We start from the raw sequence: 11,295 nt of genomic DNA, 5'->3' as shown, positions 1-11,295 counted from the left end.
CAGAGGAATGAGCAAGATTATTTCTTCCGGCTATATGATTATTCCGACGATTTCATCCTCGCCCGGATCAGGCCACCAAGCCCGGTTCATCCTCGATCGGGAGGGGCGCGTCTTCGATGGCCCCCGAATCGCGAAGATAAGGACGGCAATGGGCGACGTGCAGGGCCTCCTCGTAGAAGCTCCACCAATTGGCCCAGAAGGTGAAGGGCAGCAGCCAGGCATCGAACAGGGTCATCGGCACAATCGTCGGCATGGCAGGTTCGCCATATGATTCGGTCATGAATCGGTTTCCTCTCATGGACGGGCGTCCTCGCGGCAGGGCGCCTTGGCTGTCCTGTGCCTGACCGCGCGGCGCGAGTCAGTTGCATGGCGCATATGCCGCTTGAGCGCAGGCTATCATGATATGGGATACGTCGCCATGGTCGCAGCGACGAGCGGCCATGGCGGACCGTGACAGGCGGGCCGGCGCGCCCTACATCCGGGGCCATGTCGGCTTCCCTTCCCGCCATCGTCGAAAACTGGTTCGCCGCACGCGGCTGGCGGCCGCGACGGCATCAACTGGAGATGCTGGCCGCGGCGCAGCGCGGCGACCATGCCCTGCTGGTGGCGCCGACCGGGGCGGGCAAGACGCTGGCGGGATTCCTGCCGACCCTGGCCGATCTGATCCGCGATCCGGCCGACGGCCTGCACACGCTATATGTTTCGCCGCTCAAGGCGCTCGCGGTCGATGTGCGCCGCAACCTGCTTACGCCCATCGAGGAGATGGGGCTGCCGATCCGGGTCGAGACGCGCACCGGCGACACGCCGTCCGATCGCAAGGCGCGCCAGCGCGTCCGACCGCCGCAGATTTTGCTCACCACGCCCGAATCGCTGTCGCTGCTGCTCAGTCACCCCGATGCGAGGCTGCTGTTCGCGAATCTGGGCACGGTGATCGTGGACGAGGTCCATGCCTTCGCGACGCAGAAGCGGGGCGACCTGCTGAACCTTTCCATGGCGCGATTGCAGGCGATCAACCCGGCGCTGCGCCGGGTGGCGCTGTCCGCCACGGTCGCCGATGTCGACGCCTATCGCGCCTGGCTGGCGCCCGATGGCGATATCGGCGCTGTGACGCCGGTGCTGGGCGAGGCCGGCGCTGACCCCGATGTCGCGATCCTGATCCCGGAGGGGCGCGTCCCCTGGTCCGGTCATTCGGGCAAATATGCGGCCAGACAGGTGATGGCGGAGATCGAGTCGCGCGGGACGACTCTGGTCTTTTGTAACACGCGCGGTCTTGCCGAGCTGATCTTCCAGGAACTCTGGTCGGTCAACGACGCCAACCTGCCGATCGGCATCCACCATGGCAGCCTGTCGATCGAGGCGCGGCGCAAGGTCGAAGCCGCGATGGCGGCGGGCAAATTGCGCGCGCTGGTGGCGACCGCGTCGCTGGACCTGGGCGTCGACTGGGGCAATGTCGACTGCGTGATCCAGATGGGCGCGCCAAAGGGCAGTTCGCGCCTGCTCCAGCGGATCGGTCGCGCCAACCATCGGCTCGACATGGCGTCGGAAGCGATCCTGATTCCGGGCAACCGTTTCGAATATCTGGAAGCGCGCGCCGCGCTCGATGCGGTGGAGGCGGGCGAACGCGATGCCGACGATTTCCGTCCCGGCAGCCTGGACGTGCTGGCCCAGCATGTCATGGGCCTGGCCTGCGCCGGGCCCTTCCGGGCGGAGGAGCTGCTGGCGGAGGTGCGGTCCGCCACTCCCTATAGCGCGCTGACCGCCGAGGCGTTCGAGACCGTCCTGCACTTCATCGAAGGGGGCGGCTATGCCCTGCGCGCCTATGACCGGTTCAAGCGGCTGACGCAGGAGCCGGATGGCGAGGGGCAGATGCTCTGGCGCGTGTCGCACCCGCGCTTCATCCAGCAGCATCGCCTCAACGCCGGCATCATCGTCGATCAGCCCGCGCTCGCCGTGCGCTTCGCCAATGGGCGCAAGCTCGGCACAGTGGAGGAGGGGTTCGCCGCCACCTTGCGCCCCGGTGACAGTTTCTTCTTCTCCGGCATGGCGCTGGAAGTGGTGCGGATGGACACGACCGATCTGGTGGTGCGCGCCACGTCGAAGCAGGCGCGCATCCCCAGCTGGGGCGGCACCCGCATGGCGATGTCGACGCGGCTGGCCGAGCGGGTGCGACATTTCCTGGCCGAGCCGGAGGAATGGCATCGCTTCCCGCCCGACGTGCGTGAATGGCTGGACATGCAGAAGCTGCGGTCCACCCTGCCGCAGCCAGGCCAGCTGCTGATCGAGACCTTTCCGCATGAGGGGCGCCATTATCTGGTCTGTTACAGTTTCGAGGGCTGGAATGCCCACCAGTCGCTCGGGATGCTGCTGACCCGCCGCATGGACGCGCAGGGGCTGATGCCGCTGGGGTTCGTCGCCAACGACTATGCGCTGGCGGTCTATGGGCTGAAGCCCGTCACCGACCCCGGAAGCCTCTTTTCCGCCGACATCCTGGACCATGAATTTGTCGAATGGGTCGAACAGTCTAGTCTGCTCAAGCGCGCCTTCCGCGACGTGGCGGTGATTTCCGGCCTGATCGAGCGGCAGCATCCGGGCAAGCGCAAGACCGGACGGCAGGTCACCTTCTCGACCGACCTCATCTATGACGTGCTGCGCAAATATCAGCCCGATCATCTGCTGCTCAAGGCCGCCTGGGCGGACGCGCGCGCGCGGATGACCGATGTGGGGCGGCTCGGCGACCTGATCGACCGGGCGAGCCAGACCATGCTGCATGTAACGCTGGACCGGGTCAGTCCCCTGGCGGTGCCGGTTCTGATCCTGATCGGCCGGGAGCAGGTGGCGCAGCAGGCCGCCGAGGATGCGCTGCTGATGGAGGCAGAAGCGCTGGTGGCGGAGGCGATGCGGGCCGACTGAAGCCTATGTTGATCGGGATCAGGGTATGGTCCATGATATTGTAATGACGCTATTTTCCTTGCGGCCCCTGTCGCTGCTGCTCGCCCTTTCGCCGCTCCCCGCGCTGGCGGCCGAACCGGATTTCTTCGGCGCGGCCCTGTGCCAGCCGCCCTATTCGCTCGGCAATGCCACCACCCTCTATGAAGCGGCGGAAAAGATCGCCAAGCCCGACACATCGGGGCTGGGCGCGGCCATCTATCATCTGGAGGCGCCGATCGAACGCGACGGGTTCGTCGCCCAGGATGTTATGTTCGGCGGCATGGCCGTGGGCGTCCTCGTCAAGGGAGAAGTCGCGGCGCAACTGGCGGAACATTATGATCTAAAGTCGGAATCAAATCGATTGCTGGGCAGTTCCAGCCTCGGCTTTTCCCGGCAACTGCCGGAAGCCGATCAGGGGATGAGGGATATGGGCCTGATCTCGATCGTCGCACGGCAGGGACCAGCGCTCAAGGGACGGACCCTGCTCGCCTGCGAATTCGTGTCGGATGAAGACCGAGCGACGATGGAGGCACTGGAGGGCGCGACGCTGGACTGATCGGCTTCGGCACTATCCGCTTCTCGACATGCGCCAAGCGAACGGGCGTAGGGCTATGGGCGGTCCGGCCCCTCGTCCTCCCGGATACCGCCGCAGCCCTTGAGCGTCCCCTCTCCAAAGGCAATCTGAACACGCTCGGACCAGATTGCGTCGCTCATGCCGTCGCTGCACGGCCCTTCCGTCGCGGTCAGGGTGAAGCCTTCGCCCAGATAACGGATCGCCCGATCATCCCCGTCATGCGCCACGCTATAGCGGAGCGGGCGATGATCCGGCCGTTCCAGCAGGGCGGTCGATCCGCGTATCGTGACGGCCCAAAAGGGTTCGGTGCCGATCGCGCGATAATCGGCTGGCGTCGGGCGACGGGGTGGTGTTTCACGTGAAACCAAGGGTTTGGCTTCATCCGACGGAAGCGGTGTTGGCACAGGCGGTGGTGCCACGCTCTCGTTCGCGATGCTGTTGTTGATGGGCGCGGCGACTTCCGGCGTTGTCTCGGTTCGATTCGCGGCTGGTTGCTCGCTTCCACATCCGCCGATCATCAGCAGCGGGAGCAGGAACCGGCTCGCCTTCATGCGTTGACGACGTCGCGGCGGAAGCAATCCACCGCATGGTCGTTGACCATGCCGATCGCCTGCATCCAGGCATAGACGATGGTTGGCCCCACAAACTTGAAGCCGCGCGTCTTCAGGTCTTTCGAGATGGCTTCGGACAGGTCTGTCTTTGCCGGGAAATGCACGCCGTCATTGCGGATCGGCTGGGCATCCACGAAGGCCCAGACATAGGCCGCGAAATCCTCCCCCGAATCGCGCATGGCGCAGAAAATCTGCGCGCCCCGGATCGTCGCCTCGATCTTCGCGCGTGCGCGCACGATGCCGGGATCGCCCATCAGCCGCTCGACATCGGCATCGTCGAAAGCGGCGACCTTGTCGGGATCAAAGCCGGCGAAGGCAGCGCGGAAGCCTTCGCGTTTGCGCAATATGGTGATCCAGGAAAGGCCCGCCTGGAACCCTTCCAGCATCAGCATTTCCCAGAGCATTCGCGAATCGCGTTCCGGCACGCCCCATTCGGCATCATGATAGGCGCAATAAAGCGGGTCGGTCCCGGCCCAGCCGCAACGGACCCGCTCCATCGGATCACACGTCCAGATTGGCGACGTTCAGCGCATTGTCCTGGATGAACTCGCGGCGCGGTTCGACGACGTCGCCCATCAGCCGGGTGAAGATCTCGTCGGCGACGTCGGCCTGCTCCACCTCGACGCGCAGCATCGAGCGATTGTCCGGGTCCAGCGTGGTTTCCCACAGCTGTTCCGCATTCATTTCGCCCAGGCCCTTGTAGCGCTGGATCGCCAGTCCCTTGCGCCCGGCGGTCAGGATGGCGTCGAGCAGTTCGCTCGGCCGCGTGACGATCGCGCCCTTGGCCGGGGCGGCGGGCAGATCGTCGTCGCTCGCCTCGGCGGCGAGCGCGGCCTTGACCGTCACCAGGCGGCTGGTGGTGCGATAGCTGTCGGCATCCTCGGCCGCGATGGCGTGGAGCTTGCGCGCTTCGGCCGATCCGATGAAGCCGCCCTCGATCACGTGATGGTCGGTGACGCCGCGCCACAGACGCTGGAAATGGAAGCCGCCTTCCTCGGCGACGATCCCGCTCCAGCGCCCCTCGACATCCTGCGCGTCCATCCAGGCAACGGTCGCCGCCAGCCGCTCGGCCTGCGCGGCGTCCGACAGTTCGGGATCGAGCGCGCCGTTGATGCTCAGCGCCTCGATGATCGCGGGGTTATAGCGGCGCGGCACATAGCGCATCACCGCGCGCATCCGCCGCGCATGTTCGATCAGGCTGCGCAGGTCGTCGCCGGTGCGTGTCCCGCCGGTCGTTTCCAGCGCCATCGAATCGACGCCATTGTCGACCAGATATTGTTCGAGCGCCGCCTCGTTCTTGAGATAGACTTCGGACCGGCCGCGCGTCGCCTTGTAGAGCGGCGGCTGGGCGATGTAGAGATGCCCGGCCTCGATGATCTGCGGCATCTGCCGGTAGAAGAAGGTCAGCAGCAGGGTGCGGATATGGGCGCCGTCGACGTCGGCGTCGGTCATGATGACGATCTTGTGGTAGCGCAGCTTTTCCAGGTTGAAATCGTCGCGGATGCCGGTGCCCATCGCCTGGATGAGGGTGCCGACTTCCTTGGACGAGAGCATCCGGTCAAAGCGGGCGCGCTCGACGTTCAGGATCTTGCCCTTCAGCGGCAGGATCGCCTGGTTGTGGCGGTTGCGGCCCTGCTTGGCCGAGCCGCCGGCCGAGTCACCCTCGACCAGGAAGAGTTCGGACTTGGCCGGGTCGCGTTCCTGGCAATCGGCAAGCTTGCCGGGCAGCGACGCGATGTCCATCGCGCCCTTGCGCCGGGTCAGTTCGCGCGCCTTCTTCGCGGCTTCGCGGGCCGCGGCGGCGTCGATGACCTTCTGGACGATCATCTTGCCGTGCGCCGGGTTCTCCTCCAGCCATTCGGCCATCTTGTCGGCCATCAGGCTTTCGAGCGGCTGGCGCACTTCGGAGCTGACCAGCTTGTCCTTGGTCTGCGACGAGAATTTGGGATCGGGCAGCTTGACCGAGACGATCGCGGTCAGCCCTTCGCGCATATCCTCGCCGGTGAGCGAAACCTTCTCCTTCTTCAGCGCGCCGGATTTTTCCGCATAATTGTTGAGCGTGCGGGTCAGCGCCGCGCGGAAGGCCGCAAGATGGGTGCCGCCGTCACGCTGCGGGATGTTGTTGGTGAAGCAGAGGACGTTTTCATAGTAGGAGTCGTTCCACTCCAGCGCGACGTCGATGGTCACGTCGTCGCGGGTGCCGGCGATCGCGATCGGATCGGGCATCAGCGCATTCTTGTTGCGATCGAGATATTTCACGAAGGCCGCGATACCGCCTTCGTAGAACAGCTCGACTTCCTTCTTCTCCTCATGCCGCGCATCGACCAGGAACAGGCGGACGCCGCTGTTGAGGAAAGCCAGCTCGCGATAGCGATGCTCCAGCTTCTCGAAATCATAGTCGGTCTGGTTCTTGAAGGTGCCGCCGTCGCCGGGCACCTTCTCGGTCGAGGCGAGGAAGGTGACGCGCGTGCCCTTCTTGCCCGCCGGCGCATCGCCGATCACCTCGAGCGGCGCGGTCGCGTCGCCATAGGCGAAGCGCATATAATGTTCCTTGCCGTCCCGCCAGATATTGAGGTCCAGCCATTCGGACAGGGCGTTGACGACCGAGACGCCCACGCCGTGCAGGCCGCCCGACACCTTGTAGGCATTGTCGTCGCTGGTGTTTTCGAACTTTCCGCCCGCGTGCAGCTGGGTCATGATGACCTCGGCCGCCGACACGCCCTCTTCCTTGTGGATGCCGGTCGGGATGCCGCGGCCATTATCCTCGACGCTGACCGACCCGTCGGGATTGAGCGTGATGACGATCCGGTCGCAATGGCCGGCCAGCGCCTCGTCGATCGCATTGTCGCTGACCTCGAACACCATATGGTGCAGGCCCGATCCATCGTCGGTGTCGCCGATATACATGCCGGGCCGCTTGCGGACCGCATCCAGGCCTTTCAGCACCTTGATGCTGTCGGCGCCATAATCATTGCTGTTCGGGGAGTTGACGGGTTCTTCGCTCATGTACGAGCATATAGGGAAAGCGCCCACGAAACTAAAGCGAAACATGGCGTCTTCCGCCGGGGGGCCGGGGGGTCTATCACGCTTGTCATGCGCGCCGTCCTCGTCCTGATGCTGTTGTCCCTGCCGGGGCTGTCCGGCTGTTCGAAGAGCAACGACGTCTATGAGGAATTGCCCAACAGTTCGCTGGCTGGCGCGCCGCGCGAGGAGGTGCCGGAAAGCCGTATGGACGCGCCCGTCGCCCGGCCCGTCACCATCGGGGAGGATGGTCCCCGGCTCGACGCCTGCGGTGCAATGGGGCAGGTCACGCGCGCCGGGGCTAAGGGGCTGGCGCTGCGCGCCGCGCCCTTTGCAGACGCCCGCGAAGTGGCGCGCATGGTCGAGGGCGATCGCGCCTGGATCTGCACCCGCAGCATCGACCAGAAATGGCTGGGTGTGGTGGTGGTGGCCGCTCCGGCGACGGGCAACGAGGCGGAGCCCGCCGATTGCGGCGTCGCGTCCCCTGCGGAGCGCAAGCAGCCCTATGACGGTCCCTGCGTCAGTGGCTGGGTCGCCAGTGCCTATGTCCGGATGATCGCGGGATAATCCTTCGATTTGGGCGAAGTCGGTGCGGACGGCGTGGATCGCGCTATTCGACCCCCGTGAAGACCAGCTTCTGCACGCGGCGGCCGGTGTTCACCTCGGTCGCATAGAGATTGCCGTCGCTGTCGGTGTCGATACTGTGCAGCCAGGTGAACTGCCCCGCCTGCCGTCCGACCCGGCCGATCGCACCCAATATCGTGTGCGTCTTGCGCTCCAATATCCAGATGCGGCTGTTCATCATGTCCGCGACATAAAGCCAGGTCTGTTCGGGATCGGGAGAGAAGGCGATGTCCGTGACCGTGTGGGTGCCGCCCGTGTCGCCTGCGATCACCAGGTCGCGCACGAAGGTCAGGCCGCCATCCTTCCCGCGCTTGAACAGTTGGGCGCGGTTGTTGTTGCGGTCGCAGACATAGACATGGCCATCCCGGGTCGGCACCACGCAATGGACGATGTCGGCGAAAATGTCCGACCTGGGATTGGCGACCTTGCCCGGATCGACGGCGTGGCTCTGGTCGAAATCGCCGGTGCGGGTCGGCGCGATCGGAGGCTTGCCATAGGCGCCCCAGCGGCCCCTATAGGCATTGGTTTTCGCGTCGAAGCCGATCACTCGCCGGTTCACATAACCGTCGGAAATCAGCACCATGCCGTCCGAATGATGGACGTCGGAGGGGTTGCCGAGCTGGTCGGTCGCGTCATTGCCGCCGGTCTTGTCGCGCCGGCCGAAGCTGCGGATAAAGCGGCCATCGGCGCTGTAGTTCAGGACGACATGGTCGCCCTTGCCATTGCCGCCGAACCAGACGCTGTTCGCCTTGTCGATGAAAATGCCGTGCAGGCTGGCGGGCCACTGGTTGACGCCGTCGATCGTGGGCGCGCTCGCCGCGCCGCCCCAGCCGCCCAGGTACCGGCCATCCTTGCCGAAGCGCACCACCGGCGGTGCGGGCTTGCAACAGACCGCGATGGGGGGGCTTTGCGCCAGGCCCGTATCGGTGTTGGTCAGCGAATGGGGGCGGTGGACTACCCAGACCGAATCGTCCGGCCCCACCGCCACGCCGCTGACCTGCCCCAGCAGCAGGTCGCCGGGCATCGCCGGCCAAGCGGCATCGACCTTGAAACGCGGCATTTTGGTTCCGGCCGGCGCGATCTGTTCGAAGGCGAGGGGGGCGAGCGCCGGTTGCGGCGGGCCGGCGTCCGAAGGTGCGGCGGCGGTCAGCGGCAGGAGAAGGGCGGCGGCAAGCAGGGGGCGCATGGGGAGGATGCTCCGTGATCGGGGGAGGGCGCGGCGGATCATGCCCGTCTGCCCGGCCCCGTCAATGGATAGGCCGCGAATTTTCAACGAGAAATGGCGCGATTTCGATCGCGGTGCCGACCGTTTCAGGCGCTGGCCGCTTGCTTGACATCCGCGATGCGGAACCAGGGCAGGGCGTGGTGGACGATCCAGCCGATGGTCGCGGCGTACAGGATGGTGCCGACGCCCACCGTACCGCCCAGCATCCATCCGATCGCCAGCACGCCGATCTCGATTCCGGTCCGCACCCATTTAACCGGCCAGCCGGTGCGGCGGCACAGGCCTGTCATGAGGCCGTCGCGCGGCCCCGGTCCGAGACCCGCGCCGATATAGGCACCCCCGGCCAGGCCGTTGAGGATGATCCCTGCGCCCAGCCAGGCCGATCGCATCGCAAATCCTTCGGGTGTCGACAGCAGCATCAGCGACAGGTCCACCGCTGTCCCGATCACCAGGATATTGGCGACGGTGCCGATTCCGGGCCGCTGCCGGAGCGGCCACCAGAGCAGCAGCACGAGGGCGCCGATCAGATTGACCGTCATGCCGAAGCTCAGGCCCAGTTTCGGGGCAAGTCCCTGGTGCAGCACGTCCCAGGGATCGAGCCCCAGATCGGCGCGCAGCATCAGCGCCATGGAAAAGCCGTAGAGGGCGAGGCCCCAGACAAGCTGGAAAAGGCGGCGTTGCATCATCATGGAGGCTTCTTCCGCGCAACTGGCCTTTTTCAAAAGGACCAATCTGGCATAAATGGCCCTGATCCATGGCCAGAACGGGATGACCCTCATGTCCACTTCGTTGCTTCGTCCACCCTCTCTCCTGCGCCTGCTGGGCGCCTGGCGCGCGCAGGACAGCGCGGAGCCGGCCTATCGCCAGCTCGCGCAGGCGCTCCGGATGCTGGTGCTGGACGGCCGGGTGGGCCTGAATGTCCGCCTGCCCGGAGAAAGGGAACTGGCCGCCGCGCTCGGCCTGTCGCGCACCACCGTCGCCGCCGCTTTCGACCGGCTCCGCGACGAGGGGTTTCTCGAAAGCCGGCAGGGATCGGGCAGCGTCACCCGTCTGCCGACGGGTCATGTCGAAGCGCCGCAGGAAGATCGGGATTCGGGCGGCGGCGGCAATATCCTCAACTGGACCCATGCGGCGCTGCCCGCCGCGCCGGGGGTCGGCCGCGCCTATCAGGCAGCGGTGGAGGCGCTTCCCGCCTATCTCGGCGACCTTGGCTATGATCCGCTCGGCCTGATGGTGCTGCGCCGCGCGATCGCCGCCCATTATGAACGGCGCGGCTGCCCGACCTCTCCCGACCAGATCATGGTGACGAACGGTGCGCAGCAGGGCTTCTCCCTGCTGCTCAAGTGGCTGGCGGGGCCGGGCGACCGGGCGGTGATCGACCATCCCACCTACCATAATGCGATCCAGGCGTTGCAGCGCGCCCATGTCGTCCCCGTGCCGGTCGGCCTGCCCATGCAGGGTTGGGACATCGACGCCATGGAGGCGGCATTCCGCCAGACCGCGCCCCGCTTCGCCTATGTCATCGCCGATTTCCACAATCCCACCGGGCGCAGCATGGACCCCGCCACGCGCCGTGCGCTGGTCGCGGCGGCCGCGCGCACCCATACGCCGCTGATCGTCGACGAGACGATGGTGGCCATGGGCCTCGACTTCTCGCCCCCACCGCCGGTCGCGATGCACGACCTGTCCGGGCGGCAGGTCATCACCCTGGGATCGGCCAGCAAGATTTTCTGGGGCGGCCTGCGCGTCGGCTGGATTCGCGCCGATGCGCAGACCGTCGCCGCGCTCGGCCGCCTGCGCACGACGATGGACATGGCCAGCCCCGTGGTCGAACAGCTGGCCGTCGCGCAACTGATCGATGCCGATGTCGGGCTGGGCGCGCGGGCGGCGGTACTGCGCGACCGGCGCGACCAGCTGATGGGCCTGATCGCGCGGCACCTTCCCCATTGGCGGGTCGAGGCGCCGGCGGGCGGCCTCTCCCTCTGGGCCGAACTGCCGCGCGCGGAGGCGACCGCGCTCGCCGCCCTGGCCGAAAGTCTGGGGGTGCGTATCGCGGCGGGGCCGCGCTTCGGCGTCGGCGGCGCGTTCGAGCGATTCCTGCGCCTGCCTTTCACGCTGGACGAGGCGCAACTGGAGGCGGGCGTCGAGCGGCTGGTGGAGGCCGACGCCCGGCTTCATGCGCGGATGCCCAAGGCGCGCGATTCGCTCGCCCTCGCGCTGGAGGCGGATCGATTGATTTGAGGATGGCTGGGAAGGCACGAACCTGACCAAAGAAAAAGGCCGCCCCGATCATCCGGTGCGGCCTTCTTGTT

10 protein-coding genes are annotated in these 11,295 nt (G+C 66.3%); 4 read left to right on the top strand and 6 right to left on the bottom strand.

The window, feature by feature from the left end; genetic code table 11:
* Positions 1–67: 67 nt before the first annotated feature.
* Positions 68–280, bottom strand: coding sequence for a hypothetical protein (locus K3M67_RS13630; protein WP_285831713.1), 213 nt, complete (start codon positions 278–280; stop codon positions 68–70).
* 206 nt (positions 281–486) lie between these two features.
* On the opposite strand from K3M67_RS13630, the gene K3M67_RS13625 reads away from it, so the two are divergent.
* Together K3M67_RS13625 and K3M67_RS13620 are read left to right on the top strand one after the other, a co-directional pair.
* Positions 487–2,910 carry a ligase-associated DNA damage response DEXH box helicase gene (locus tag K3M67_RS13625; RefSeq protein ID WP_285831712.1) on the top strand — a complete coding sequence of 808 codons (2,424 nt, stop codon included), beginning with the start codon at positions 487–489 and terminating at the stop codon, positions 2,908–2,910.
* 43 nt (positions 2,911–2,953) lie between these two features.
* A complete protein-coding gene (locus K3M67_RS13620; RefSeq protein ID WP_285831711.1) occupies positions 2,954–3,484 on the top strand; it encodes a hypothetical protein in 531 nt (176 codons plus the stop codon).
* Between the two features lie 53 nt (positions 3,485–3,537).
* Here K3M67_RS13620 and K3M67_RS21975 read toward each other — a convergent pair whose 3' ends face one another.
* The 3 genes from K3M67_RS21975 to gyrB form a co-directional block, all read right to left on the bottom strand.
* Positions 3,538–3,870 carry a hypothetical protein gene (locus tag K3M67_RS21975; RefSeq protein ID WP_443018185.1) on the bottom strand — a complete coding sequence of 111 codons (333 nt, stop codon included), beginning with the start codon at positions 3,868–3,870 and terminating at the stop codon, positions 3,538–3,540.
* A gap of 179 nt (positions 3,871–4,049) precedes the next feature.
* On the bottom strand, positions 4,050–4,610 hold the full coding sequence (locus tag K3M67_RS13610) for a DNA-3-methyladenine glycosylase I (RefSeq protein ID WP_285831709.1): 561 nt from the start codon (positions 4,608–4,610) through the stop codon (positions 4,050–4,052).
* 4 nt (positions 4,611–4,614) lie between these two features.
* Positions 4,615–7,119 (bottom strand): DNA topoisomerase (ATP-hydrolyzing) subunit B, encoded by a 2,505-nt coding sequence (gyrB, locus tag K3M67_RS13605; protein ID WP_285831708.1) that lies wholly within the window; start codon positions 7,117–7,119, stop codon positions 4,615–4,617.
* An 87-nt stretch (positions 7,120–7,206) separates the two neighbouring features.
* On the opposite strand from gyrB, the gene K3M67_RS13600 reads away from it, so the two are divergent.
* Entirely contained in the window at positions 7,207–7,701 is a 495-nt protein-coding gene (locus tag K3M67_RS13600; RefSeq protein WP_285831707.1) for a hypothetical protein, read from the top strand.
* A gap of 43 nt (positions 7,702–7,744) precedes the next feature.
* Here the strand turns inward: K3M67_RS13600 and K3M67_RS13595 are convergent, their stop codons facing one another.
* Together K3M67_RS13595 and yczE are read right to left on the bottom strand one after the other, a co-directional pair.
* Positions 7,745–8,944: an NHL repeat-containing protein gene (locus K3M67_RS13595; protein ID WP_066865592.1), complete on the bottom strand. Its 1,200-nt coding sequence runs from the start codon at positions 8,942–8,944 to the stop codon at positions 7,745–7,747.
* A 125-nt stretch (positions 8,945–9,069) separates the two neighbouring features.
* Entirely contained in the window at positions 9,070–9,672 is a 603-nt protein-coding gene (gene yczE, locus K3M67_RS13590) for a membrane protein YczE (RefSeq protein ID WP_285831706.1), read from the bottom strand.
* 88 nt (positions 9,673–9,760) lie between these two features.
* Between yczE and yczR the strand changes: the two genes are divergently transcribed.
* A complete protein-coding gene (gene yczR, locus K3M67_RS13585; protein ID WP_285831705.1) occupies positions 9,761–11,224 on the top strand; it encodes a MocR-like transcription factor YczR in 1,464 nt (487 codons plus the stop codon).
* Positions 11,225–11,295 lie beyond the last annotated feature (71 nt).

Origin of the sequence: Sphingobium sp. V4 (assembly GCF_029590555.1) — a bacterium.
Taxonomy (GTDB): Bacteria; Pseudomonadota; Alphaproteobacteria; order Sphingomonadales; family Sphingomonadaceae; genus Sphingobium.
Note: the sequence above shows the minus strand (reverse complement) of the source record. Positions and strands in the feature narration are given on the sequence as shown.

Coding starts and splice junctions, on each gene's coding strand:
- gyrB (WP_285831708.1), bottom strand. CDS start 7,119: ATGAGCGAAGAACCCGTCAACTCCCCGAACAGCAATGATTATGGCGCC.
- K3M67_RS13630 (WP_285831713.1), bottom strand. CDS start 280: ATGACCGAATCATATGGCGAACCTGCCATGCCGACGATTGTGCCGATG.
- yczE (WP_285831706.1), bottom strand. CDS start 9,672: ATGATGATGCAACGCCGCCTTTTCCAGCTTGTCTGGGGCCTCGCCCTC.
- yczR (WP_285831705.1), top strand. CDS start 9,761: ATGTCCACTTCGTTGCTTCGTCCACCCTCTCTCCTGCGCCTGCTGGGC.
- K3M67_RS13600 (WP_285831707.1), top strand. CDS start 7,207: ATGCGCGCCGTCCTCGTCCTGATGCTGTTGTCCCTGCCGGGGCTGTCC.
- K3M67_RS13595 (WP_066865592.1), bottom strand. CDS start 8,944: ATGCGCCCCCTGCTTGCCGCCGCCCTTCTCCTGCCGCTGACCGCCGCC.
- K3M67_RS13610 (WP_285831709.1), bottom strand. CDS start 4,610: ATGGAGCGGGTCCGTTGCGGCTGGGCCGGGACCGACCCGCTTTATTGC.
- K3M67_RS13620 (WP_285831711.1), top strand. CDS start 2,954: ATGACGCTATTTTCCTTGCGGCCCCTGTCGCTGCTGCTCGCCCTTTCG.
- K3M67_RS13625 (WP_285831712.1), top strand. CDS start 487: ATGTCGGCTTCCCTTCCCGCCATCGTCGAAAACTGGTTCGCCGCACGC.